Source organism: Paenibacillus sp. WC2504 (genome assembly GCF_052682475.1).
The window spans coordinates 411,407-435,461 of sequence record NZ_JBQZFH010000001.1 but is presented as its reverse complement, the minus strand read 5'-3'; the positions used below and the strand labels follow the sequence as shown (position 1 = coordinate 435,461).

Sequence of the window (24,055 nt, the reverse complement as noted above, 5' to 3'; positions counted from 1 at the left end):
TTTCCATACTGGTTAATACGTCCTTAGGGCGAAGCAAGAAAGGAGGTAGGAATCGATGTCCGATAATGAAAACAATCGTCAACCCTCTTCAGGCACTCCGCAAAAACAAAGGGAGCAAGAGGTGCCTGCGTCCATGCGATGGATGCGCCGTATTAAAAAAATGTTTTCCTTCTTCTTCACTACCTGTGTTTTTATGCTCATTGCTGCTGCCATCTTTTTCGTATATTTGCGTTCGCAGACGCTGCCTGTAACGAAGATGCTGCAAACTTCTCAAATGTTTGATACACACGGCGAACTCATCGACACATTCTATTCGGGGCAAAATCGGCAGGTCGTTCCATTAAATGAAATCTCACCATACCTTATCAAAGCTACGCTTGCCGTGGAGGATCAACATTTCTACGATCATTTCGGTGTCGATGTGAAAGCTGTTGCCCGTGCAGCGATTGTCAATGTGAAAGCGATGGCGAAAGTGCAGGGCGCAGGCACCATCACACAGCAGTTGGCACGAAATTTGTATTTGACGCATGACCGTACCTGGGCGCGTAAAATCAAAGAAACGATGTTTGCCGTTCAACTGGAGATGCAGCTGAGCAAGGATGAAATTCTTGCGGATTATTTAAATCAAATTTACTACGGTCATTCGACCTATGGCATAGAAACGGCTTCGGAGCTATTCTTCGGTAAACACGCCAGTGAATTGACGTTAGCCGAGAGCGCCTTGATTGCCGGTGTCCCGAAGGGGCCACGTTACTACTCCCCTTATTATGATATGAAAAATGCGCTGGACCGGCAAAAAATCGTGCTCCAAACGATGGTCCGCAGCGGGTTCATCACGCAGGCTGCCGCAGACGCTGCCGGCAAAGAGAAGCTAACCATCCAACCGCTCACGAAGAAAAAGCCAGCAGCCGCCCCATATTTTAGAGATTATGTACGGACACTGGCCACGGAAAAGCTCGGTATCCCTGAGGAGCAATTCGACGAGGGCGGCATTCGCATTTACACGACGCTCGACAAGAAAGCGCAGGAAATTGCCGAAAATGTCGTGAACCAACAGTTAACTGGCAAACCAGAGCTGCAGGCCGCTCTCGTCGCCATTGATCCGCGTACCGGTGAAATTAAAGCCATGGTCGGCGGACGCGACTATACAGAAAATCAGTTCAATCGAGCTTTGTCGAATACAAGGCAGCCGGGGTCCTCTTTTAAACCTATTATGTATATGGTAGCTCTGCAAAATGGGTATACCCCCGTCACGCAGGTGAAAAGTGAACCGACGGTGTTCACGTACGATGAAGGGCGGCAACGTTACACGCCTAGAAACTTCAACGATCAATATGTAAACGCGAATATCGATATGCGGCAGGCGATTTCCAAATCCGATAACATCTATGCGGTTCATACGATTCTGGACGTTGGTCCTGCGAAGGTAATTGATCTGGCTCGCAAGCTGGGCATTAATTCACCGATGAAGCCTCTGCCTTCACTGGCGCTCGGTTCCTTCCCTGTTAGCCCGCTTGAAATGGCATCCGCTTTCGGAACAATTGCGAATCAGGGTCTGCATAAGGAAGCGACAGCGATTGTGCGAATTGAGGATGCGAATGGTCAGATTTTATATCAAGCAGCTCCGAAAGAGGAGCAGGTGATTAACCCTGCGGTTGCTTATGTGATGACGAATCTCATGGAGAGCGTGTTCGAGGAGGGCGGTACGGGTAACCGTGTTGCCAGCACGATTAAACGGCCGATTGCCGGTAAAACCGGAACGACCGATACGGATGCTTGGCTGGTCGGCTTCACACCGGAGCTCGCTACTGCGGTATGGGTCGGCTATGATAAGGACCGGGACATCTCTACCGTCGAGTCTCATCTGGCATCGCCGATTTTCGCAGAATTCACGGAACAAACGCTGGAGGCCATTCCGCCTAAGCTGTTCCAAATTCCAGAAGGCGTAGCCAATGTCTATATTGATCCTGTGAGCGGAAAGCTGTCCAACGAGGATTGCCCGAACGCTCATCTTGAGGCATTTCTCGCCGGCACGGAGCCAACGACTTACTGTACGGGCAAACCCGCCAAACCCGCTTCGGGTGATGATAAAAAGGACGCGCCAAAAGGCCAAAACGGCTCTTGGTGGAACGACCTCAAACGCTGGTGGAACGACTGATTTCCAGCTTCCACGCGGCTTTCGGAGAACACAAAAAGGCAGAACTAAGCGCGTCTTAGTCTGCCTTTTTGCTGTCCTAGTATATGAGGTAACATACACTAGGGTCTAGTATACTCGGTTCACATGAACGTAACAATGGATGACACATAATGTTCATAACTTCCAATTATGCCTTGCTACAATTACGAAAGGGCATCTTTCAGCACTTGGTCCGAGCGATTCCACCATTCTTCGTTATGGCTGATCAGCTGCTTTTTCAAGGCTGCACGCTCGCTGTCGGACAAGCCATCCAGGATAAATTTACGCTTCATCGCGCCATCCATCTTGTTCACATGATCGGCCAGAATCTTCCATCCCCGGCGTGCCTCTGTATCGATCAGCATCTCGCAAGCAGACATGCCGGCATAATACGCTCCTTCTTCGGTGCGGTCGACGGCAACCCATACGATCCACGCCTTGCGTCCATTCGGCACATCCTCTTTGTTCGTCGAAAATTTAATGCCTTTCTCGATTTTACTCTTGGCATGCAGTGTGCCCTCATCGAGATAGGCTTCATCTCCATCGATAATTACCCCTGATACATTGCTAAGATCGATTGCTCCAGCACCGAATCCTTTGTGATTGACTTTAGAGCTTACTATATTCAAGGCCAGCTTCTTTTTGTCCGCTTCCATCGTTGCACCTTCCACTCATCGTAATGTTAAAATGATACCTTTGCTTTTATTGTAGCTAAAGTACTCCATGAGAACAAGAGCAGAGAACCAGGGCTTGGCCAGCGCCTATTTCAGCCGTGCTAACAAATCTTTTCCACTCACAGAAATATTCCCTAGGTTGTCTACATATACATGCTGTAGATGCTTGTTAGGCGGGGTGAATCTATTGAGTGTTTTATTCAAAAACCGAAAGCTACAATGGTTCGTTGTCATGCTCCTTGCAGCAGGCACTGTCTTGCTGTCTGAAACTTTGCTCCCATCTGCAAGTAAACTGACGGTGCCCGTCGTCTCTAAGGAGGAACCGTCAGCTCCGGCGCCGGACATGCAGCCTGCTGATCGCGGCAAATCTTCGGACAAACAAACGCAGGAACCGCTGAGCTACCGCATTGCGGAGTATCACATGAATGTTGCCTACACACCCGAAACAAGGCAGCTCAAGGGGCAGCAAGCGTTATCGTGGGAAAATCCGGGAACGGTTCCTGTGCAAGAGATTTATCTGCATTTATATCCGAATGCATTCGCATCTAAGAAAACCACGTTTATGCGGGAGTCCGGCGGCAAGCTAAGGCAAGATGAAGCTACGGCGGATAGCACCGGTTGGATGGACTTGCTTTCCGTAAAAACGGAAGATGGCGAGGACCTTACGCCACGCATGGCGTTTGTACAACCTGATGACGGCAATAAAGACGACCACACGCTGATCAAAATACCGTTGTCAAAGCCGGTTGGAGCCGGCGAGCGAGTCACACTCAAAACGGAATTTCTCGTCAAACTGCCCGAAGCCTTCGCCAGAATGGGCTATGTGAACGACTTCGTGATGGCTGGACAATGGTTCCCTAAGGTCGCCGCTTATGAACGGGCCGGCACAAGGGGACGCACCGAGCCAGGCTGGAATCTCCATCAATACCATGGGAATTCGGAGTTTTATGCGGACTTCGGCTTGTATGATGTGAAAATTCAAGTGCCGGCGAACTACACGGTTGCCGCGACAGGTTTCCCTGTGAAACCGGCGGTGACGGAGAACGGGACGAAGACGTACCAATTTTATGCCGATGATGTGCATGATTTCGCATGGTCGGCTTCACCTCACTTCGTGTATGTGGAGGAACCCTTCTCTACGCCGCAAATACCCGGTGTGAAGATCAAGCTTTATCTTGATCCCAACCATCAGGATTTGAAAGACCGCTATATGTACGCTGCCAAAAAAGCGCTCTCCCGCTATAGCCAGTGGTACGGATCGTATCCTTACTCGACCTTGTCTATCGTTGTACCTCCTCCCGGAGGCAGCGGCGCAGGCGGGATGGAGTATCCTACGCTCATAACCGCTTGGGGCGCGGACGACAAAACGCCGGATCAGGAATTGGAACGCGTCGTTGTGCACGAGATCGGTCACCAATATTTCTATGGCCTTGTGGCGAGCAATGAGTTTGAAGAAGCTTGGCTGGATGAGGGCTTTACCTCCTACGCCGAGGATAAAGTGATGGAGGCCGACTTCGGGGCAACCCCTAATTTGCCTGTCGAGTCCAGCTACATTACTTCTCCGAATGCCCTGCGGCAAAACGCATGGGCCTATACCGGACATGATCAATACGCAGAAAATGTGTATACCAGAGGCAAACTCGTGCTGAAAGCCATCGAGAAACAGGTCGGCACCAAGACCATGGATCGTATCATGCGGACTTATTTTCAAAAATGGCAATTCAAGCATCCTTCTACCAAAGACTTTCAAAATGTGGTCGAGGATGTAACGAAAACGAAGTGGGACGACTTCTTCAATGAATATGTCTACGGCTCAATGATGGTTGATTATACGGTTGAAAGCATCCATGTGAAAGCCACTGGCAGCAAAGGAGCCGGCCCTTACGAGAGCACGGTCCTCATCTCCAAGCGTGGAGGCAATTCGCCCGAAGTGCCGATTCAGTTCCATTTCGCCGACGGTACGATGCTCGACAAAACGTGGGACGGCAAAGAGAGCAGCATTGAGTACAAACTAACCCACACGACGCCTATTGACTGGGTTCGTATCGACCCGAACTACTCGCTCATTCTTGAGAACAAGCATATTAATAACTTTATGCAAGCAGAAGTGGACACCAAGTGGAAACTCCGCCTGAATCTCGGCATTATCCAATTCCTGCAAGCTATTTTCGGGTGGGTAGCCTGGTAGGCGCCCACTCTACAAGGCAAGTTTGCCTTCAGAAAACAACGCTTAGGAGGGACACCGGTGACAACCTATCTCAAATCCGGCTTCAGGGCGGCTCTACGGCAACCCTTCGCTACGATTGTCTTGTTCATCTACCAAATGTGCTGGGGGATGCTCCTATATAAGCTTGTACAAGGGGTGTTAGTTCCCCTCATGCACCGGTTTCCCGGCGGCGATCAGCCGAAGCAAGCGCTCCAGCTTTTTCTGGCCGAAAGTCAGTTTCAGTTATTCAAAACGGATCTTAGCCACTCTTACTTGTGGTGGCTGGCCGGCCTGCTCCTGGCGCGCATGTTCCTTAGCCCGATGCTGAACGGCGGTGTCTATTATTCGCTCACCCATTCCGATCAAAATGCCGGCTACCGCTTCGTCCGCGGCATCAAGGAACTCACGCTCCCCTTCTTTGCCGTGTATTTGATTCGAATCGCCTTATCTCTGCTGCCGCTCATCTGGGTGCTGCCCAAAGTGCAGAAGGTGTTCGCTCACAGCACATCTTATGAACAGGCTTCCCTCGATTTACTGCCTTGGCTGCTGGGCATGCTGGTGTACGGTTTTCTGCTGCATCTGCTCTTCATGTATGTGCAGTTCGCCATTGCCGCACGTCTCGGCATTATATCCACAGTCCTAACGTTCATGCGGTACTCGCTTCCGATTATCGGCCTTTCTCTGATACTTTTACTGAGCTCAGGACTTTTGGCAGGGATCACGGTCACAACGACCTATATCTGGGCAGGTCTGGTAGCGCTAATCATTTATCAACTTTTCCCGCTTTTCCATATTTTCATGCAGATGTGGTCCATTACGTCGCAATTCCAGCTTCTTTCCGCCAAATTAAGTCGTTAAAAAGCAATAAATAAAACCATAAATGGTTTAGATTTGTTCAACCCCCTTGCAAAAGGGGGTTTTTTTGTCTGTAAAGCGAACCTTTACACATTTTTTCAGACCCAATTGCACGAAAAAGGAGGAATTTCGATGTTTATGACGAATTTAAGGGACTAGCATTAAAAAACCAAATATTTCATGCCGAATTCCTCATTTCTTGGGGAAACGGGGGAACCATACCGGGTGAATTGATCTTGCAAGACAGGGATCATAGGGAACCTTCAACCGAACCCTCCAGCTAACCTCGTAGGCACCGGAAGGAGACAAGCAGTTGAAAAAGGTTGTTGCTCTTCTTTTTAGTCTTGTTTTGTTTTTGAGTGTAGCTTTAGGGAGTGTGTCTGCGTCAGAATCCACATTGGACTCAACGGTTGACGAATTGATTGGAGTACCGTACCGCGATGCGGGAACGACAACAAGAGGCTTTGATTGCTCTGGTTTCACCGCGTACGTGTTCAACAAATTCGGCATTGACCTTCCTCATAGTTCAGCAGCTCAAAATAAAGAGGGCTACTGGATCGACAAAAGTGATCTTCGTAAAGGTGATCTTGTGTTCTTCGACACAGGAGGCAAAGGCATTTCTCACGTAGGCATCTACTTGGGTAACGGTGAATTTATTCATTCCGCATCCAATGAAGGCATCGTGAAAAACAAGCTGAGCGAATCCTATTATGCGAAAAGGTATGTATCCGCTAGACGTGTTCTGTGGGATGATATCTACAATCAACTAACTGCTGAATCCAAGTAATTTTCTTGTTCATCATGAATAAAAAGCCCAGACAAGCGTTAGCTCGAATGAGCTGCTTCTCAGGGCTTTTATTCATTTCTTGTGGCTGTTGTAACTTGACATAGCGTGTAAGCCGTCCTATAATTACGGCATCATGTTTCTAGGGTTCCGTGGCGCTGCAGCGCCAGTCTGGTCCGAGAGAAAACACACAGCGAATACGCTGTGATCACGGAGGGGAAAAAGCCCGGGAGTCTTATCGCATTCGCGATATTGCTTCCAGGCTTTTTCTTTTTGCCGCGGTCAGATGGGCATCTTCGCATACTTTCTTAAGGAGTGATTCACAGATGGCATGGCTTTACTTGGTCATTGCAGGTGTTTTTGAAGTAGTTTGGGCGATCTCACTAAAGTTCTCCAACGGTTTTACACGGCTGGTTCCGTCCAGCATCACCATTGTCGGCATGATCATCAGCTTTTATTTTCTGGCGGTGGCTACGAAAACTCTACCTATCGGCACCGCCTACGCGGCTTGGACGGGAATTGGCGCTGTAGGCGCGATTATTATCGGCACCCTATTTCTGAACGAGCCTGTTAGTTTACTGCGTATCCTATTCATGATCCTCATTCTGGTCGGCGTTCTCGGCCTTAAATTCACATCCGGACATTAAGCCAGGAGTTTCCTTCTTTCCTTGGGCCGATGATTCTTAAGCCACGATGTAGCTAACATACCAGAAGGAGCTGCCGACAAATATGCGCAGATGCTCCGACAGCGGCTTAAAGATTTCATTCAACTCTTCGTACGAATAGTAGTTTTTAATAATTTCATGCTTGGAGCCATCGGCCAGCTCCCTTCTTTTATACGTATCTTCGCTATGTTCACTCGTAATCAGCTCGCCGCCTCTTCCCGGGACGTACACATTATCCGCCATAAAAACGCGGGCTCCCCGTCCAAGCCGCTCATGAAATCCTTGCAGAAACGAATCCAGACGATTTTTCGGGATATGCGAAAACCAGAAGTTGGCGATTCCGTAGTCAAAATCCCCTTGTACTTCCGAAAGCCGGTAAGCATCCCCTTCGACGAAAGATGTATTATGCAGCGGCCAAGATTTGGCTGCAGCAATTTGCAGCACCTCCGGTCGAACGTCCATCCCAACGATGTGCTTGGCTGTTTCCGCCATGAACTGCGTCCAATATCCGGTACCGCAGGCCACCTCCAAGACACGGCTCCCCGTAACCTGCCTCTTCACGATATCCGCCAGCATCGCAAGTTCTTGCTGATAGTCCGCATCCTCGCGAGCATAAATCCGTTCATATTCGGCTGCTCGCGCGCCGTAGTAATCCTGCATGCCTTCTTTCTCTTCATTTAAAAGCCGCTGCCTATCCTTCACTTCGTGAACGATCCGTTGTTTAGCTGCCAATAAGTCGGCAAAAATAGCTCCGCCCTGCGAAGCATAATTCGCAAGTAGACCGTGCGTCGCCATCACAATAAGCTGTGTCATCGACAAGCCCGTTTCCTCAGCCATGCGCTCCAGATCGGTCTTCACCTTTTCAGGCAAGTAGACGGAAAGTCTTTTGGTCTTATCATTCTTATCGTCCATTGGGAGATTCCTCCTTTGTGTTTTTATTATGTTAACATATATTATATGTCATTAAAACATATTAATTGTACTTTTTTATGTGAGTAGAGAATTTAGGCTGCATGAAGAAGGCGACACCGGCCACTCACCCTCGCAAATCGCTCTAGTAAACATAGAATACAAAGAAAGTATATTCATATGTTGATAGGAGATGGAGAAATGATTCCCAAACAACGAATGGCTGGAAAACCGAGCAAAATTGTTCGGCTCCCCAAGAGCGCAGGCCTGCCCAGAAGCAAAGCCATGCTGATGTACCGTACGCAGCTTAGAAAATACCATAAGCCCGGTTCGGGTCGCTTTCTAAGTCAGCGCACGGTTTCGATCGGCACCGACAACTCGTGGTTCAATGCGCAAATCATTCCCCGCAACCCTGCGTGGGTGCAAGTTGCTAATGCCAACTATGTTTGGTACTCCGGCAATTTGAACAGTGAGAATGCCATCATTTCGACACGTTTCACGCTTTCTGAGCGTAGAGCCATTCTCGGCGCTTCTCTTTTCCTATCTGTCGACAATTATGCCGTTGTCATCATCAATGGCGTGCCGCTCCTCTTTGACGGACCGCAGAACACACCTTCCTTCTACAACCCGGGCCGCACTTTCGACATTCGCCGATTTGTACGGCGCGGACGCAATGACGTCGTTATCATCGCCTTTAACCTTGGCGGGTCGCGCACCGAGGAAAATCCTGCCGGCGTTGCTGCCAGGCTCGATTTTCGACTCAGCAACTTGCAGTAAAAGATCCGCATATGAAAAGGCCGGGCCTCCATCCTTAGATGGAACCCGACCTTTTTTACATGAACTGTCGTTCACTCCCGTAGCGGCGCTTCAATTGACTCAAGAAGAACTGCAGCGAGAGGAATAACAAAGCGAAGCTGGTCCCTACACTCAAAATAATCCAAGGATGCAGCCTAATATACCTGGAGCCATAGGCGATAAGGGACAACCATTCCCCCGATGTCGTAATGGTAATGGAGTAGCCGGCGTCGCTGTCACCAATCGTTTCCGTACCGCCAAGAACAATGTTAAAGACGGCTAATTGCCCCAGCAAGAAGAGCACTTGCATGAATTCGCTAAGGAACATGAACGTCATTTCATTCCTCATGCAGGGGATTAAATGCCGGACTGTACGGTGAAAAACAGAGCCGCCCATTAAACGCGATGCTTCAATAAATAATTTATCATTATAATAACGCGTTCGTTCGGCAATCTGATGAGCTAGCGGAAATACGCCGATGAACGTGACGAGAATGACAAAGGTGGCGGAGAAGAGCAACTTGTAGTGCGCGTCCGCTTTCACCCACTGATCGAGCCTCAGCCCGAAATACATCCCGGCTAATGGCGGAAATAGAAATACAAACGCAGGCACGGAAGCCACTACCCACTGCATCGCTTTTAGAACACCCCACCCTTTGCCGGTGGTCCCGCTCCACAATCCCCAAGGGAGCGCGATAATAAAACGGAGCAGCGTTAGCACTAAAGTCGTCCCCAGCGTATACTTCAAACCGTTAAGCAGCAGACTCACCATGTCAAAGCCCCGGTGATCCGTCCCCAACAGGAACGTGCTGTTCGGTGAAAACGGCGGAATGTTGTAGCGGGTTTTCCCATCTTGCTGATACTGAATCATGTTGATTTTGTCCTCCGGCGCGATGCCGTGCGGCTTCAGCCATGTACCAAATATCGCAACAAGAAGGATAAGCACGATAAGAGCAATAGAGAGATAGAATGCACTAGATGAACGTTTGATCATCGTGATACAACCTCCCTTGTGCGAACGACAAACCTTTTACGCAATAAGGCATACAGCACATGAAATGCCATTGCGAGCAGCACGAGCGACATGCAAATGACTGACATCGATGTGACGCTTTGCATGGCCGGTGAAGTAATGAAGCCGCCCAGGCCGAATATACCGCAGATCGCTTCCGCAACAGCCATACTCGCCAGTGCCAGCGTTGTCGCCTTCGGCAGAATCGAGAGCAAATCGAGCATTACGTTGCGCAGTACGTGAGAGATCAACACCTCACCGCGGGTCAATCCTTTGGCTTGTGCGGTAACGACATAATCCTGCCCCAGCTCCCTCGCAATCGCGACCCGCATTGTACCGTAAATCGTAACTGACGGGATTAGCGCGATGGTGAGAAATGGGATGAGGAACGGCGTTTTATCACCGACTTGTACAATCAGCAGCACGTAATGACCTAGAAACTTCGTCGCATAGATTGCGCCTAATTGAATAAGAACAATTAAAAAGAAATCGGGTAAGCCCACAAGCAAAGCCTGTGCGCCATCAAGTACAAGACCTAATCGCCGCCACAATGACGCTGACATCGCCATGAGCACGCTAAGCACAATTGCCAGCAGCAAGCCTGGGATGAAATACGTACAAGTGCGAAGCAGCATGCGGGGAAGCTCTCCGATGACAGAGATTTCATTGCGGTTGTACGGACTGCGGAATTTACCGAAATCGCCATGGAAGAAGCCCTGAATTTGATCTTTCACGGAATATCCGTAATACCGCCATGAGATGATAGGACGCTCCAATGGAACCGTTGACACGCGGTAAATGCCTTTGATCGTCAACGCTTTGCTGACGTAATCCCATGACTCGCCATAGGGAACGGACAGCAAGCCCGTTTTGTTATTGAGGACGCGACTCCCCGGCAGTTGATCGCTTATTTTCTGAATGCTTGTATCCGGTCCAAGCGTGACCCGAATTTGATCTGGCTGGGTAGATAGGAAGGCATTTCGGATGTTGCTTAGAAAGAAGATGCACACAAGTGTAAACACCCCGAGCAACAGCCACCGAATCGTTGACTTCAAAACCGGTCACCTCATTCTATTATTCACCGTTGGTAGATAACTATTTTATAGTTTACCATGATTCATTTGGGAGTACTATCCATTTATCTGGCATAAGGGAGCCACAGGGCCTTATTCGTGCTAAATCCGCTCCATTCAGCTGCAAATGGGAACTACAGGGCCCTATTCCCTCGAAAAAGCCAACATTTTGGCTGATATCTGTAAAATAGAGGACGGTAGTTCCCCTCCTTCTGCAAAAGTGTAGATTCCCGGCAGAATAAAGGACCAGGGTTCCCCCTACGCTCGGTACAGATCCAGTCCAGTCCTGCCCGACTGTCCACCAAATCGAGACAAAACAAAAAACCTGGCACGCGATCACTAAGATCGCTGCCAGGTTTTTTTCACGAGCTAAACTGCGCTTGGTGCAGACGGCTGTAAACGCCGCCCACTGCGATAAGCTCCTCGTGACCGCCTTGCTCCGTAATGCCTTGCTCCGTCACGACGACGATGCGGTCGGCATTCTTGATCGTCGCCAACCGGTGGGCGATCACAAGCGTGGTCCGACCCTGCGACAGCTCGGCGAGCGACTGCTGAATCGCCGCCTCGGTCTCGGTGTCGAGCGCTGATGTCGCCTCGTCGAGGATGAGAATCGGCGGATTCTTCAAGAACATCCGCGCGATCGCAAGGCGCTGCTTCTGTCCGCCCGAGAGCTTGACACCGCGCTCGCCAACGACCGTGTCCAGTCCCTTCGGCTGGGACTGGATGTAACCCTCCAGCTGCGCACGCCGTGCAGCTTCCCAGATCTCGGCATCCGTCGCGCCCAGCTTGCCGTAAGCAATGTTCTCCCGCAGCGTGCCGGAGAACAAGAACACGTCCTGCTGCACGATGCCGATTTGCCGGCGCAGCGATTCCAGCTGGATACTTCGTATATCCATGCCGTCAATGGAAATGCTGCCTTCATTTACATCGTAGAATCTCGGCAGCAAGCTGCAGATCGTTGTTTTACCTGCACCGGAAGGACCAACGAACGCAACGGTTTCTCCTGCCCGAATGGTTAAGGAAATATCATTCAAAACCCGGTCTTCCTGCCCGTATCCGAAGGAGACTGAATCAAATGTTATTTGGCCGACGAGATGGTCGACTTTCACGGCGTCAGGACGATCAGACACTTCGGCCTCTGTATCCATCACTTCGCAATACCGTTTAAACCCGGCAATACCCTTGGGATAACTCTCAATGACGTTATTAATCTTCTGAATCGGGCCCAGAAACACATTGGTCAACAGAACGAAAGCAATAAATTCCCCATAAGAAATTTGCTTATCAATCACGAACCAAGTTCCGCAAATCAACACGAACACCGTCACCAAACGCATGAGAATATAACTTAAGGAGACATTCCATGCCATGATTTTATATGAAAGCAGCTTAGTGATCCGGAACCGCCCATTGTTATCCTCAAACAGTTTTTTCTCGTGAGACTCATTCGCAAAAGCCTGAACTACACGAATGCCGCCAATGTTATCTTCGACTCTGGCATTAATGTCGGCGAGATCGCCCATCATCCGGCGGAACGTTTTTGTCATTTTTTGATTAAAATACACGGCGATCCAGAGCAGCACAGGTACAATCACAAAGGTTAGCAAAGCCAACTTCACATTAATGCTCAGCATCAGTAGCAGCGCGCCAATTAGCGTCATTACCGCAATAAACAGATCCTCAGGGCCATGATGCGCTACTTCGCCAATCTCCAGCAAGTCATTCGCCATACGCGACATTAGTTGACCTGTTTTGTTATTGTCATAGAACCGGAAGGAAAGCTTCTGCAGATGGTCGAACATTTTTTTCCGCATATCCGTCTCAATATTAATCCCCAATTTATGACCCCAATACGTAACGATAAAATTCAGCACGGTATTCAGTCCGTAGACGGCAAGCAGCCCTGCACAAGCCCAAAGAATCCAAGCCCAATTCCCGGCAGGCAGCAATTTATCGACCACTTGATTAACAGCTAGCGGAAAACCAAGCTCCAGAAGCCCAGCCACAACCGCACAGGTAAAATCCAAAATAAATAAGTGCTTATACGGTCTATAGTACGAGAAGAAACGTTTCAACACGTTAGTTCACACCTCCATCGATTATTATACATCATAGAAAATGAATGAGGAAAAAAATAGGCGGTTACCGGATGACAGCTGTCCACAATTCTCATATATATAGTTGAACAGCATTCTGTGTGTGGAGGAACGGACAATGCTAATCAACACATTGGACACACGAACCGCGATCTTCCTTGCCGCTATGTGCAGTCAGAGCTACGTGCAGTTTGCGAATGGTCCGGAAAGCGTCATTTTACCACGCAATTATCGGATGGTTTCTTCCTTTACGGCCACCTCGGTTTTTAGCAATAAAGAGTTATTCGGTTTTATTGCAGAGTCTGATACGCAGATTGTGATTGTTTTTAGAGGCACGAGTTCGACGTCAGACTGGATTTCCGATGCGATAGCCAGACAAACGGCATACCCCTATGCCAAAGAAGGAGGCCTTGTCCACAAAGGCTTTCTCGACATCTACAATAGCGCACGCAAGCAGATTATAGCCGTCATGTCCAAACTTTCCCCTCGCAAAACCCTTTACCTCACTGGACACAGTCTTGGAGGATGTCTCGCCAATTTGTGCGCCCTCGATCTTACGGCTAATACGAGATTTAAGGAGCCCTCTGTCTATACCTATGGTTCACCGCGTGTTGGAAATCCGGCATTTTCCAGCCTCTTCAACCGCAGGACCGGGCCTCGTTATCGCATATATAATACCAATGACATCGTCCCGGAGCTTCCGCCTTTCATCTATAGATCTCCCCGAACCGACCAAGTCTACCACTATCTGCATGTCAAAAAAGGCGTCGAGCTCACCTACCAAGCCGGCTCCATGTCCGCGAACCACGCAATTAGCGGCTACTTTGCCGAATTGGCAAAGCTGGATCCCCGCTATGCGGAACAATTGCAAAATCGAACACCGGGATTTTGTCCGTAATCCCTGATCCGTGACCCGCGACCCTTGAACCCGTGACGTACCCGCAAGGTTTAAACAGCTCAATAACGGCAAGGATAAGGTTGATCCTTATTTTCATCCAAAAGGGGAGCTCAGCCTTGGTCCTGGTTTATTTCCTGGTTTTAGCCTGGTATTGCGTACATGTACTAGTCACACTGCCCAAAAAATTGCCTCTCATTACGAATGTGCTGCTCTACATGGTTTTGTCCATCATCGACATTAATCGCATGACATTATTCAGTGTAAGTCTAAACTTGTACCACTTTAGCACTCAAATCCCTGAATTCCTTTCCGTGATCCTATATCGAGATTTCATCTATTGCTTTACGTTACTTACTTTTGCCAATGTGTATCTCACAGCTTCTAGATTTCTCACGAAAGTGATTATTTCCCTCTATACCTTCCTATTTCTCCTTATGTGCTGCTTCATCCTCAAGTGGACAGGTGCCATAACCAATCTGACATGGAACGCCTATTATGACAGTATAACGCTGCTGATCATGATGTCTGTGACGTATGGTCTAGGTCGCTGGCTGCTGCACTTCACGCAGAAGGAGAAAGAAGCATGAATGATGAAGTCTATTACGACAGCCACTTCAATGCGAATGAGTGGTTTGTTATCGCCATGATCGTATTCGGACTGCTAACCATTGTGATATTGCCCAAAAAATTCACCCCTGTACAAACCTTGTTCACCTTGCTGATCGGGATTGTCTTTGGTCTTATTTTTGACCATACAATTGGACTGCCTCCCTTCGATCTCTACGATGTCGGGGATGATTCCAACTATCACTTGTTCGATATCTTTTCCTATGCCATGTACGCTCCATTCGGCTACCTCTTCATCTATCTATATAAATGGCTAGGTCTGAAAGGTTATTACATCATTCCTTACATAGTAATCTGGTCTCTCCTAAGTGTAGGCATTGAATGGCTGAGCTTGTTGGTTGGCGTCTTTCATTACAAAAATGGGTACCGGCTCATGTTCTCCTTCCCTATTTACTTGTTTCTGCAGTCGATTCATTACCTGCTGTTTCAGACACTGCTCGTGAACAAAAGCAGCGTAAACGAAAATAAAAATACGTAAAAAAACAAAAGGTCCCCTTTCACTCAATATCGAGCTGGATGGGGATCTTTCTTAAATTTTATGCATTTTCCTTCACTGCAAAATGTTTCTGAATCAATGAAATCTGACCGGCATGGATACCTGTGTGATACATCAAGCGCCCCACCGCTTCCAAAGGCGTCGATGTCCCAATTACCGTTTCAACGGGAATATGCCATTTTTCCTCCGGCAATTCACGCATCGCTTCAATTAAGTAAGCATTGGACGCGGCCAGGAGGTCGATCAACTCCTCTTTGTTCGTAAAGACGGCTTTACTAGCGGATGGACCTCCGCTCGTTTGCAACTTAAGCCCCTCTGGAAAGCTTTTACCAAAAAACCAATTAGCGAACATATATTCAACTTCTGCATTATGACGAAGCATATATCCGATCGAAGCAGAACCCAGTTCAAGGGTCAGATCGGCCTCCGGCAATTTTCTCATTGAAGCATGGAAACGGTCTTGAATCGCGTTCCAAATCGGTAATACGGTTGCAAAACTCATAGTGATTACACTCCCTTATTCGAATAAATTATGAGGACTTTGTTTGCTGGTGGCCATCTCTTGCTACATGATCAAACTGTTCCGCCGTTAAGTTGATATCAAATGCTTGACCAAAGCCTGCCACATAGCGGCCCTGCAAAGTTGTCAGTTCAAACAGCGAGAAGTCTAGCGTCTTCAGCATATTAATCGTCGGCTTGCCGAATGCTTCTCCGAAGAGTTCAAAAATGTCTTCATGCCCCTCATTGCCGATGTTTGCGGCTTGGCATACAAAGCGCGCCCGTTGTCTGGCGAACATATTCTCTGTGGAAGTTTCATCCTCAATCAGCATGACATCCACAGAGGAATTGGACTCCATATAGCGGTAATGGTTGGCAATCCGGCTGAGATAGATGTACAACTTGCCATCTTTTTTAACAAAAGGGGCATACGAAATGAAAGGTTTGCCCTGTTCATCGACTGTGCTCAACATCAGGGATTTCAGGCTGTTCGTAAATTTTAAGTACTGTAGTTTCATGCTTTCTTTGTCCAATTGTTTCATAGGGAGTTCCTCCGCTTTTCTTTAGTTGTGTACGATAAAGCTTACTTTCATTGATGTAATCTCGCTTCATGTCCCCATCTAATAATTGATAATGGTTTTCATTATCATTATATTGATAATGAAAACCATTATCAATAGCGAAATGAACTTTTGGTCAATTTATTATTTATCGACGTTATTCGTCCAGATTTCTGGCAAAGGTTTACAAAAATCTTGTTTTAATTTACAATTTTCAACAGGAACATTACTTATTCGACATAAACCTACAGAAGACAAATTTTGATAGGGGCCTTTATACAAATGGATCTTTTAATAAGCGAGAATCGCCGTCAAAGAAATACGATTGCCTTGCGATTGTTGCTGCTAAATTTCACGATCATCATCCTTGTCATCACTTTTGCCTACATGAGGCTTGGGTTAACTGCTCCCCATTATTTGTGCATGGCTGCCGCCAATGTCTTGACCCTTACCACCTATATCATCTTTTATTCCTATCACAAGGATTCCGGTTGGATCGGCTATATCCCTATTGGGGGACAGTTTCTCAACACAATGCTTCTAATGATGTTTGTGCCTGCTGTAACGAATACTTTTAGCAGTATTTACATCGTTGTTGTCGCCGCCGTTTTTATGCGCAGAAAAGTGATGTTTGTCGCCATTTCCCTTGTCTTGGCAGCGGACGCTTACTTCTTCTTTTTTGTAGAAGCCAAGAACTTCGTGCTGTCGTCTCAAATTCTTACAGGCATTCTTACCTGGTCACTGCTCATTATCATCAGCTTGCTCCTGGTTTCCAGCACTAACAGAAAGCTCATGGAACGCTTCTTCACGCTTCAGAAAGATACGCTGGATAAAGCCGAGCAGATCAAGCATATGGCTTCCACCGATCGATTAACGCTGCTTCCAAACCGTTTCTCCGCATATGAATTTTTAGAACAGGCGATCCAGCAAGCCAGTGCTGTTAATGGCCGAGTTTGTGTTATTTGGGTGAATATTGATAACTTCCAAATGATTAATGATTCTGTGGGGTATGCCACAGGCGATCAATACTTGCGCTTTTTTGCCCGTAAAATGGTACATATGTTCACTCCCGGCATGCATGTTTCGAGATCAGGGGGAGATGAGTTTAACCTCATTATGGATGTAGGCGGCAATGATACGGATTTCATAAGCACAGTTCATGCTATTTGGAAAGCTTGCCAATCTCCTTTTCAAGTTGCCGGCGTTTCCTTTCCGCTCAAAGTGAGTATGGGTGTCGCCTTGTATCCGGATCATGGGCAAACGGCTGAGCAGCTGCTTAAATGTGCCGATGTCGCTATGCGTAAGGCGAAGGCCGGCGGGAAGCATCAATTCCGTATTTTTGATGAAACGATGCGATTAGATCAGCTCTACAAGCGGAAGCTGGAAGATGCGCTGCAGGGAGCATTGGCACAGAATCAGTTTACGCTGCATTTCCAGAAGCAAATTCATGTGCCCAGCGGAGAGGTCAAAGGATATGAGGCTTTACTGCGTTGGCAGCAGCCCGATGGGGTGTACATTCCCCCTAGTGAATGGATACAGTTAGCCGAAGAGACCGGGCTTATTGTGCCGATCGGTTACTGGGTGCTGCAAACAGCTTGTCATACGGCTAGAAAGTGGCAAATTGCCTCGCAGATGTCTTTTACCATATCCGTCAATATTTCTGCGCTTCAGTTGATGCAGTATGATTTTGCGGATCAGGTTCTAGCCATATTGGAGGAGACCGGACTCGATCCCCGCCACCTTGTGCTTGAACTCACAGAGACTCTGCTCATTCAATCCATAGAAACATCGACCAACCACCTCAACCTCCTTAGGGATAAAGGGGTGCGCATCGCGCTCGACGACTTCGGCAAGGGCTTCTCTTCCCTTAGTTATATTAAGCAATTGCCTGCTGACATTATCAAAATTGATAAATCTTTCATTGATCATATTGACGATTCAACCGTAGATCGGGTAATTATGGAGTCGATCATCTCACTCGTTCAGCGAATTGATAAAGAGGTAGTCGCCGAGGGCGTAGAGAAGCAGGAGCAGCTGCTCATCCTGCAGGCGGTCGGCTGTGATTTTGTACAGGGTTACTATTTCAGCAAACCGCTGCCCGAGCATCAAGCTTTTCATGCACTCGTTCAAGCTTAACGACAGAAGACCACTCCCGGAATGGGAGCGGTCTTCTTGCTTTTTATAGGAAGTAACGTCTCCCTTATTCGTCAAAAAGTGCCGTAGATAAATACCGCTCTCCGGTATCTGGAAGGATGACCACGATGGTCTTTCCTTTATTTCCAGGCCTTTTGGCGATTTCCGTCGCTGCAAAAGCAGCCGCTCCCGAGGAGATGCCGACCAGCAGACCCTCGGTCTTTGCCAACGCGCGAGCCGTGGCGAAAGCATCCTCGTCGGATACGCTGAAGACCTCATCGACAAGGGAACCGTCGTAATTATCCGGCACGAAGCCGGCGCCGATGCCCTGAATCTGGTGCGCGCCACGCTGGCCGCCCAGCAGGACCGGCGAATTGGCCGGTTCTACGGCGATGACTTGCACGGACGGGTTCCTTTTTTTCAAAACGTCACCCACGCCCGTAATCGTCCCACCCGAACCTACACCGGCAATAAAAATATCAACATTTCCGTCTGTATCTCGCCAAATCTCCTCTGCCGTCGTCTTTCTGTGTACCTCAGGATTAGCTGGATTGCTGAATTGCTGCGGAATGAAAGCATTTGGCAGCTTCGCTGCGAGCTCCTCTGCTTTTTTCATCGCCCCCATCATTCCTTCTGAAGCAGGCGTAAGCACCACTTCCGCACCCAGCGCTTTCAGTAATTTCGTGCGTTCCATACTGAACGATTCTGGAATCGTAATGATTAAGCGGTATCCTAAAGCCGCTGCGGCAAACGCAAGGCCTATCCCTGTATTCCCGCTGGTTGGCTCTATAATAACGGTATCCGGTTTGATTTGGCCGGATTTCTCGGCTTCTTTGATCATGGCGAAACCGATACGATCTTTGACACTTCCGGCAGGATTAAAATACTCCAACTTCGCCATGATTTTGGCTTCAAGGGCCTGCCGTTTATTGTAATTCCAGAGCTCTAGCAGCGGCGTGTTGCCGATTAGCTCTGTCAAATTATTGTATATGGTCGCCATTTCGTATGACCTCGCCTTCTATATTTATTAAACCCATGAACTTACTTGGATAAGAAAAGTATAGCGCGGAAATGGCGAAAAATGAAATCAGTAATGTTGATAATGGAGTAGGATATTTTCTTATAAATGCGGATTACCGCTCACTTAATGTAGCAATAGTGATCTTATGTTACACTGTGATGAGAAATCATCGCGAACGTTAGGAGAAATTGACGAATGAAATTGGTATCGTGGAATGTGAATGGGCTGCGCGCATGCGTGAATAAAGGCTTCGTGGATTACGTCAAGGAAACGGACGCCGATATCATCTGTGTTCAGGAGACGAAGCTGCAGGAGGGGCAGATCGCCCTCGAGCTTGGCGAGGACTACAAGCAGTACTGGAACTACGCCGTCAAAAAAGGCTACTCCGGCACAGCGGTGTTCACCAAGCTCGAGCCGCTTTCCGTACGCTACGGCATGGAAGAGGACGAAGAACCCGAGGGTCGGATCATCACGCTCGAGTTCGAGAATTTTTATCTGGTGACGGTGTATACCCCGAACGCCAAACGCGATCTTTCCAGGCTGGACTACCGCTTGGAGTGGGAAGATCGCTTCCGCAGCTATCTCAGTCAGCTGGACGCGAAGAAGCCGGTTATTGCCTGCGGCGATCTGAACGTCGCTCATCAGGAGATCGACCTCAAGAATGCCAAAGGCAACCACAACAACTCCGGCTTCACCCTAGAGGAGCGCGGGAAAATGACCGAGCTGCTGGAGGCCGGCTTCATCGATACTTTCCGGCACCTCTATCCGGACCGCACCGACGTCTACAGCTGGTGGTCCAATATGCCCGGCGTGCGCGCGCGGAATGTTGGATGGCGCATCGACTATTTTATCGCTTCAGCGAGGTTGAGCACCAACATCGTCGCCTCCGACATCGACTGCGCAATTCTGGGCAGCGATCATTGCCCTGTTCGTTTGGAAGTAACCTTTTAACCCCCCACAAAGTGAAAAACCAAAAAGCGCTCTCTCACCATGCGGTGGGAGAACGCTTTTTTATCTAGGAATAATCATAGGTCAGGTTACGTCGTCGACGAACGAAGGTTATGATGCATCTATACACATAAAATAGAAGCACAAACATCTCTAGTCCCCAAATAATATAGGTCGACGTCTCGCTCACTTCAATTTGCAAGTAGTTAAAGTCGGCAAACTGCTTGCGAACGAATTGGTCCGCCACCATCTGAGCCACATGATCCACAATCGGCACAAAGTCCTTGCCATACCCCTGCTCGGTCATATAGTCCTGAACTTCCAGCTTGAGCATATCGACTTCACTCCACGAGAAGGCATGCACCCATTTCATAGAGCCATCCGAAGCTGGACTAAAGCTGACGATGAAATCATTCTTGTTGCCGTTCTTCCATTTATCCTGAAGGGCATAGCCATACGCTTCCGGCAGATTCGTTCCCATATTGACAAAAATGAGATTGACCTGCTTCCACGACTTCGTCTCCCCAGGACGATCCGGGTCAGGCACCGCCTTGTTCAACTCGGTATTCCATGCCGCCAACGCCGCCAAGGCATTTTGCCTATTTGGCACATTGCCCACGATTCTATCCACATGAAGCACCTCCGAGACGAAGCTCGGATATTCAGGCAGATCAGGATAATCTTTCAGATCAATGTCGCTATGTTTAAAAAGACTGTAGGAACCTCTCACCTTATTTACATACAGATGCACGGAGGCAGAAGGTGTCCCAGGAGGAAAATATTTGGCCAACTCGGCTGCCGAATTAGGTGACCTGTCCGTAAACCTCGTCCTTCCGTCCATAGACCTTCTCACCTCAAACCATCCGTTATCCGATGTTTTAAGTTTGTTTACCGCCTCGTGGTGCTCGTAGTGGCCTGGCTCTTTGGTACAGCTCTTGTGACCTCGGCTGTCCGTAGAGCACTCTTCGCTGCCTGCGATCCACTCGTCCCACTCTTCTTTGTGCTCCCAGTCCGTGACAGCCCCGGACCAGACCTCCGTATCGACCGTCCTCAGAAAAAAATCACTGGCTACTACTCCCGCGAATAAGATGACGGCAAGTACCGATGTCAGCAGATATCGCCACCATTTGCGGCCCGTTATAAGTTCAATGGCAAAACCAACAATCAGAACGAGGAATAACGCTGTCCAATACGCCATCTGCTACCTCAGCTTCACTTCGTTATCTTTGCCTGTTTGATACGCATCGCTCGTACGGTCCGAAGTAATAATAAATTTCTCCGCGTCCATCGTTTGGAAATGGAAAATCGCATTCATCAGCACATGTTTCCGAATATGCGTGTTGTACTCGCGGACTTGATCGGCAATTTTCTTCTGGTTCCGATCAAATTCGGTACGCGCCGATGATATTTCATTTTGAAGCTTCGTATACAAATCCTTACTCATATGCGGGTTCTGCTCCTGTACCACTTTGAAAAGCACCTGCGTATCCGTATAACGGCCTGCAATGAGGTCGGTATATACCTTCTTGATATCATCAGCCTGCATATCGGTGACTTGGGCCATTTCCTTAAACCTTTTCCACATGTTATCGTAGTTTGACTTATTTGCAACGTGCTGCGACTTGATTTGTTCATCCAGCGCAATCGCCGTCCCTCGTTGCCCCCATACAACAGCTGCTGTGATGATTGCAATTAACACTAGTAAGCCGATAAAACCAAGACAACCCACCATGAAAATCCCACTCTTGTTCCTCATCAACAAACCCCTCTGCATATAATTTCCATCTGTTTCTCTTATTCTAGCATATGAGGGCGACAAAATAGGTCAAGATTTTACAAAATTTATGGGCAGCAGATAGAATTATGCACTGAAGTTAGATGAGGATCTAGCTTTACTTACTAGCGTTAGGTAATTGCAAAAGCGCCGGGATGTTTTCAGGAAAAGCCGTGACTTGTATATGAAGGTTATATTCTCCTAATTGAAAATGAAGTCTATCTTTTTCCAGGGTGTACGGGATGTGTTTATCGTCTAAATTATTACTAATTTTGTTTAACACTTGGACACTAGGCGCCCCGAACCTAACGTTCATAGCAGACTTCAGGGCCGTCATGGCAATAAGAAGCCATTTTCTCTTTTTCGAAACAACAACGACATGTGCGGTTCCCCCGATAGCAAAAGTAAAATTGTCCTCCACGTTATCCAACTTAAAATCAAAAAGTTCCACAAGCAGCTCTCTGAATGCAAAAACGTCATCAACCGGAAAGCCGATTTCTCTCAGATACAGGATCTTTAGATAGCCGCTAGGAGGAAGGACTCCTTCTTGCACATAGGTATGCGCAACAACTTCTAACAAATTACCATCACCGTCCCGAAAATAAACATTTCTGCCTGTTTCGAATTCGTCGACAGATCTGCCGTCAGACCACTGCAGAAGCGTTACCCCGGCCTTTTGAAGGAGGTCCACTATGTCATCAAACGCTGTGAAAGGAACCTCAAACGCCACATGAGCAGGACTTAACGGCTGGTTGTCCTCTTTAAAAACCAACGTACAATGGTCTGCAGGTTGAACGTGTATTTCATCCACAGCTTCGAAACTGACGGGAAATTGGAGCTGGTTGCCATAAAATTGTTTCACGCCCTGAATGGATACGGTGTTCAACTCTACTCTAGCGAAATGCGTGATCACGGTCGCTGCTCCTCCCTTGCTGATGTGTATGAAACAACATATGCAAAAAAACAGCCTCGGTAGAGGGCAGTTTCGTCCATTATTTACTTGCTCAGATAGAGGAGGCAGCGGCATCGCCGTTCGAAATGGACGAATAGTGCCCGAATTGGTAAGGAGATAATAAATTGACAGCAACCTTGTTCTTACCTAAAATAATATAGACAGATCTGTCTCTTTTTTTTAACATATAGAAAAATAACTTTGGGTAGGTGAATTTCAGATGGAAAAGAAAGAAACAGCCAAGGAGCGCATTTTACGAGTTGCCGATGAGTTGTTTTATCGTGAGGGTGTACGCGCGGTCGGCATTGATCGGATCATTCAAGAATCCGGTGTAGCCAAAGCCAGCTTCTATCGAAGCTTTGCGACCAAAGATGAATTAGTAGCTGCGTACTTAGAGCTGCGTCGTCTCCAGTTTCTAGCGAATATCGAGCATGCACGGAAGGAGCATCCGGAGTCCAGTCTCGAGCAGCTCCTTTTTTTGATGGACTATTTAGCTGAACGTATGAAGCGTCCTGCGTATCGGGGTTGTTCCTTCATGAATACAATTGTGGAGTTCCCTGAACCGGCGCACCCCAACCATGCCAAAGCACTTGAGAGCAGAAGCGACATTTGGGACGAGGTAACCTTATTGGCCGAGGAGGCTGGCCTCCCCAACCCCCGTGACCTCTCTGACCAGATTCGGATGTTATGGAGCGGTGCCGCCATGGTAGCTTATATAAACAAGGATGATTTCAAGCCTGAGTTGTTCTCGGTAGCTGCTAAGACGCTAATCAACAGCCATCGCGTTGCGGCAGTATGAGACATCGAGATGACAGTAACATGCGATGGCATGGCAAAGCGAAATAAGCCTGACTCCCATTAATGGGAATCAGGCTTATTTAATTGTTCGCTGAGTCTGCTAGG

General features: G+C 48.1%; 23 protein-coding genes and 2 riboswitches. Of the genes, 12 read left to right on the top strand and 11 right to left on the bottom strand.

Features of this window, described 5'->3' with window-relative positions; all coding sequences use genetic code 11:
- Positions 1 to 55: 55 nt before the first annotated feature.
- Entirely contained in the window at positions 56 to 2,158 is a 2,103-nt protein-coding gene (locus ACUN27_RS01955) for a transglycosylase domain-containing protein (protein ID WP_326062238.1), read from the top strand.
- 182 nt (positions 2,159 to 2,340) lie between these two features.
- Here the strand turns inward: ACUN27_RS01955 and ACUN27_RS01950 are convergent, their stop codons facing one another.
- The gene (locus ACUN27_RS01950; RefSeq protein WP_127457635.1) at positions 2,341 to 2,832 is read right to left on the bottom strand and encodes a YwhD family protein; all 492 of its coding nucleotides are present in this window, start codon (positions 2,830 to 2,832) and stop codon (positions 2,341 to 2,343) included.
- Positions 2,833 to 3,082: 250 nt separating this feature from the next.
- Here ACUN27_RS01950 and ACUN27_RS01945 point away from each other — a divergent pair, with 250 nt between their 5' ends.
- The 4 genes from ACUN27_RS01945 (at position 3,083) to sugE (ending at position 7,342) form a co-directional block, all read left to right on the top strand.
- Positions 3,083 to 5,038 (top strand): M1 family metallopeptidase, encoded by a 1,956-nt coding sequence (locus tag ACUN27_RS01945; RefSeq protein WP_315954589.1) that lies wholly within the window; start codon positions 3,083 to 3,085, stop codon positions 5,036 to 5,038.
- Positions 5,039 to 5,095: 57 nt separating this feature from the next.
- Positions 5,096 to 5,914, top strand: coding sequence for a hypothetical protein (locus ACUN27_RS01940; RefSeq protein WP_315954568.1), 819 nt, complete (start codon positions 5,096 to 5,098; stop codon positions 5,912 to 5,914).
- Positions 5,915 to 6,082: 168 nt separating this feature from the next.
- Positions 6,083 to 6,221: riboswitch (cyclic di-AMP (ydaO/yuaA leader) on the top strand.
- A 3-nt stretch (positions 6,222 to 6,224) separates the two neighbouring features.
- Positions 6,225 to 6,698 carry a C40 family peptidase gene (locus ACUN27_RS01935; protein WP_145664846.1) on the top strand — a complete coding sequence of 158 codons (474 nt, stop codon included), beginning with the start codon at positions 6,225 to 6,227 and terminating at the stop codon, positions 6,696 to 6,698.
- Between the two features lie 129 nt (positions 6,699 to 6,827).
- Positions 6,828 to 6,930, top strand: a riboswitch (guanidine-I (ykkC/yxkD leader).
- Between the two features lie 91 nt (positions 6,931 to 7,021).
- Entirely contained in the window at positions 7,022 to 7,342 is a 321-nt protein-coding gene (gene sugE, locus ACUN27_RS01930) for a quaternary ammonium compound efflux SMR transporter SugE (protein WP_127457638.1), read from the top strand.
- 36 nt (positions 7,343 to 7,378) lie between these two features.
- Here sugE and ACUN27_RS01925 read toward each other — a convergent pair whose 3' ends face one another.
- Positions 7,379 to 8,272 carry a methyltransferase domain-containing protein gene (locus ACUN27_RS01925; protein ID WP_445558314.1) on the bottom strand — a complete coding sequence of 298 codons (894 nt, stop codon included), beginning with the start codon at positions 8,270 to 8,272 and terminating at the stop codon, positions 7,379 to 7,381.
- Positions 8,273 to 8,449: 177 nt separating this feature from the next.
- On the opposite strand from ACUN27_RS01925, the gene ACUN27_RS01920 reads away from it, so the two are divergent.
- Complete coding sequence (locus tag ACUN27_RS01920; protein WP_315954566.1) at positions 8,450 to 9,046, top strand: hypothetical protein; 597 nt, start codon at positions 8,450 to 8,452, stop codon at positions 9,044 to 9,046.
- Between the two features lie 55 nt (positions 9,047 to 9,101).
- Here the strand turns inward: ACUN27_RS01920 and ACUN27_RS01915 are convergent, their stop codons facing one another.
- The 3 genes from ACUN27_RS01915 to ACUN27_RS01905 all read right to left on the bottom strand — a co-directional run bounded on the left by ACUN27_RS01915 (position 9,102) and on the right by ACUN27_RS01905 (position 13,227).
- On the bottom strand, positions 9,102 to 10,058 hold the full coding sequence (locus ACUN27_RS01915; RefSeq protein ID WP_326062236.1) for a hypothetical protein: 957 nt from the start codon (positions 10,056 to 10,058) through the stop codon (positions 9,102 to 9,104).
- Positions 10,055 to 11,131: an ABC transporter permease subunit gene (locus tag ACUN27_RS01910; RefSeq protein WP_445558313.1), complete on the bottom strand. Its 1,077-nt coding sequence runs from the start codon at positions 11,129 to 11,131 to the stop codon at positions 10,055 to 10,057. Before ACUN27_RS01910 ends, ACUN27_RS01915 begins: the two co-directional genes overlap by 4 nt.
- A 380-nt stretch (positions 11,132 to 11,511) precedes the next feature.
- On the bottom strand, positions 11,512 to 13,227 hold the full coding sequence (locus tag ACUN27_RS01905) for an ABC transporter ATP-binding protein (protein ID WP_315954563.1): 1,716 nt from the start codon (positions 13,225 to 13,227) through the stop codon (positions 11,512 to 11,514).
- Between the two features lie 136 nt (positions 13,228 to 13,363).
- On the opposite strand from ACUN27_RS01905, the gene ACUN27_RS01900 reads away from it, so the two are divergent.
- From ACUN27_RS01900 to ACUN27_RS01890, 3 genes are all read left to right on the top strand, one after another.
- Complete coding sequence (locus tag ACUN27_RS01900; protein ID WP_445558312.1) at positions 13,364 to 14,143, top strand: lipase family protein; 780 nt, start codon at positions 13,364 to 13,366, stop codon at positions 14,141 to 14,143.
- Positions 14,144 to 14,259: 116 nt separating this feature from the next.
- The gene (locus tag ACUN27_RS01895) at positions 14,260 to 14,730 is read left to right on the top strand and encodes a hypothetical protein (RefSeq protein ID WP_315954561.1); all 471 of its coding nucleotides are present in this window, start codon (positions 14,260 to 14,262) and stop codon (positions 14,728 to 14,730) included.
- The gene (locus ACUN27_RS01890; RefSeq protein ID WP_315954560.1) at positions 14,727 to 15,248 is read left to right on the top strand and encodes a hypothetical protein; all 522 of its coding nucleotides are present in this window, start codon (positions 14,727 to 14,729) and stop codon (positions 15,246 to 15,248) included. Before ACUN27_RS01895 ends, ACUN27_RS01890 begins: the two co-directional genes overlap by 4 nt.
- 58 nt (positions 15,249 to 15,306) lie before the next feature.
- Here ACUN27_RS01890 and ACUN27_RS01885 read toward each other — a convergent pair whose 3' ends face one another.
- Together ACUN27_RS01885 and ACUN27_RS01880 are read right to left on the bottom strand one after the other, a co-directional pair.
- The gene (locus ACUN27_RS01885) at positions 15,307 to 15,768 is read right to left on the bottom strand and encodes a DinB family protein (protein ID WP_445558311.1); all 462 of its coding nucleotides are present in this window, start codon (positions 15,766 to 15,768) and stop codon (positions 15,307 to 15,309) included.
- 28 nt (positions 15,769 to 15,796) lie between these two features.
- A complete protein-coding gene (locus ACUN27_RS01880) occupies positions 15,797 to 16,306 on the bottom strand; it encodes a HugZ family pyridoxamine 5'-phosphate oxidase (protein WP_445558310.1) in 510 nt (169 codons plus the stop codon).
- Between the two features lie 300 nt (positions 16,307 to 16,606).
- On the opposite strand from ACUN27_RS01880, the gene ACUN27_RS01875 reads away from it, so the two are divergent.
- Entirely contained in the window at positions 16,607 to 18,460 is a 1,854-nt protein-coding gene (locus ACUN27_RS01875; protein ID WP_445558309.1) for a putative bifunctional diguanylate cyclase/phosphodiesterase, read from the top strand.
- Positions 18,461 to 18,524: 64 nt separating this feature from the next.
- Here ACUN27_RS01875 and cysK read toward each other — a convergent pair whose 3' ends face one another.
- On the bottom strand, positions 18,525 to 19,457 hold the full coding sequence (gene cysK / locus ACUN27_RS01870; protein WP_445558308.1) for a cysteine synthase A: 933 nt from the start codon (positions 19,455 to 19,457) through the stop codon (positions 18,525 to 18,527).
- 216 nt (positions 19,458 to 19,673) lie between these two features.
- Here cysK and ACUN27_RS01865 point away from each other — a divergent pair, with 216 nt between their 5' ends.
- Positions 19,674 to 20,429 carry an exodeoxyribonuclease III gene (locus ACUN27_RS01865; RefSeq protein WP_445558307.1) on the top strand — a complete coding sequence of 252 codons (756 nt, stop codon included), beginning with the start codon at positions 19,674 to 19,676 and terminating at the stop codon, positions 20,427 to 20,429.
- 64 nt (positions 20,430 to 20,493) lie between these two features.
- Here ACUN27_RS01865 and ACUN27_RS01860 read toward each other — a convergent pair whose 3' ends face one another.
- From ACUN27_RS01860 to ACUN27_RS01850, 3 genes are all read right to left on the bottom strand, one after another.
- Positions 20,494 to 21,624, bottom strand: coding sequence for a hypothetical protein (locus tag ACUN27_RS01860; RefSeq protein WP_445558306.1), 1,131 nt, complete (start codon positions 21,622 to 21,624; stop codon positions 20,494 to 20,496).
- Between the two features lie 3 nt (positions 21,625 to 21,627).
- On the bottom strand, positions 21,628 to 22,182 hold the full coding sequence (locus tag ACUN27_RS01855) for a hypothetical protein (RefSeq protein WP_315954553.1): 555 nt from the start codon (positions 22,180 to 22,182) through the stop codon (positions 21,628 to 21,630).
- 136 nt (positions 22,183 to 22,318) lie between these two features.
- Positions 22,319 to 23,113: a VOC family protein gene (locus ACUN27_RS01850; RefSeq protein ID WP_445558305.1), complete on the bottom strand. Its 795-nt coding sequence runs from the start codon at positions 23,111 to 23,113 to the stop codon at positions 22,319 to 22,321.
- A gap of 259 nt (positions 23,114 to 23,372) precedes the next feature.
- Between ACUN27_RS01850 and ACUN27_RS01845 the strand changes: the two genes are divergently transcribed.
- Positions 23,373 to 23,951 carry a TetR/AcrR family transcriptional regulator gene (locus ACUN27_RS01845; protein ID WP_326063740.1) on the top strand — a complete coding sequence of 193 codons (579 nt, stop codon included), beginning with the start codon at positions 23,373 to 23,375 and terminating at the stop codon, positions 23,949 to 23,951.
- Positions 23,952 to 24,055 lie beyond the last annotated feature (104 nt).

What these genes read in the sequence shown, in the direction of transcription:
- ACUN27_RS01955 (WP_326062238.1), top strand. Translation starts at nt 56, where the DNA reads ATGTCCGATAATGAAAACAATCGTCAACCCTCTTCAGGCACTCCGCAA.
- ACUN27_RS01950 (WP_127457635.1), bottom strand. Translation starts at nt 2,832, where the DNA reads ATGGAAGCGGACAAAAAGAAGCTGGCCTTGAATATAGTAAGCTCTAAA.
- ACUN27_RS01945 (WP_315954589.1), top strand. Translation starts at nt 3,083, where the DNA reads ATGCTCCTTGCAGCAGGCACTGTCTTGCTGTCTGAAACTTTGCTCCCA.
- sugE (WP_127457638.1), top strand. Translation starts at nt 7,022, where the DNA reads ATGGCATGGCTTTACTTGGTCATTGCAGGTGTTTTTGAAGTAGTTTGG.
- ACUN27_RS01925 (WP_445558314.1), bottom strand. Translation starts at nt 8,272, where the DNA reads ATGGACGATAAGAATGATAAGACCAAAAGACTTTCCGTCTACTTGCCT.
- ACUN27_RS01920 (WP_315954566.1), top strand. Translation starts at nt 8,450, where the DNA reads ATGTTGATAGGAGATGGAGAAATGATTCCCAAACAACGAATGGCTGGA.
- ACUN27_RS01915 (WP_326062236.1), bottom strand. Translation starts at nt 10,058, where the DNA reads ATGATCAAACGTTCATCTAGTGCATTCTATCTCTCTATTGCTCTTATC.
- ACUN27_RS01900 (WP_445558312.1), top strand. Translation starts at nt 13,364, where the DNA reads ATGCTAATCAACACATTGGACACACGAACCGCGATCTTCCTTGCCGCT.
- ACUN27_RS01890 (WP_315954560.1), top strand. Translation starts at nt 14,727, where the DNA reads ATGAATGATGAAGTCTATTACGACAGCCACTTCAATGCGAATGAGTGG.
- ACUN27_RS01885 (WP_445558311.1), bottom strand. Translation starts at nt 15,768, where the DNA reads ATGAGTTTTGCAACCGTATTACCGATTTGGAACGCGATTCAAGACCGT.
- ACUN27_RS01880 (WP_445558310.1), bottom strand. Translation starts at nt 16,306, where the DNA reads ATGAAACAATTGGACAAAGAAAGCATGAAACTACAGTACTTAAAATTT.
- ACUN27_RS01875 (WP_445558309.1), top strand. Translation starts at nt 16,607, where the DNA reads ATGGATCTTTTAATAAGCGAGAATCGCCGTCAAAGAAATACGATTGCC.
- cysK (WP_445558308.1), bottom strand. Translation starts at nt 19,457, where the DNA reads ATGGCGACCATATACAATAATTTGACAGAGCTAATCGGCAACACGCCG.
- ACUN27_RS01865 (WP_445558307.1), top strand. Translation starts at nt 19,674, where the DNA reads ATGAAATTGGTATCGTGGAATGTGAATGGGCTGCGCGCATGCGTGAAT.
- ACUN27_RS01860 (WP_445558306.1), bottom strand. Translation starts at nt 21,624, where the DNA reads ATGGCGTATTGGACAGCGTTATTCCTCGTTCTGATTGTTGGTTTTGCC.
- ACUN27_RS01855 (WP_315954553.1), bottom strand. Translation starts at nt 22,182, where the DNA reads ATGAGGAACAAGAGTGGGATTTTCATGGTGGGTTGTCTTGGTTTTATC.
- ACUN27_RS01845 (WP_326063740.1), top strand. Translation starts at nt 23,373, where the DNA reads ATGGAAAAGAAAGAAACAGCCAAGGAGCGCATTTTACGAGTTGCCGAT.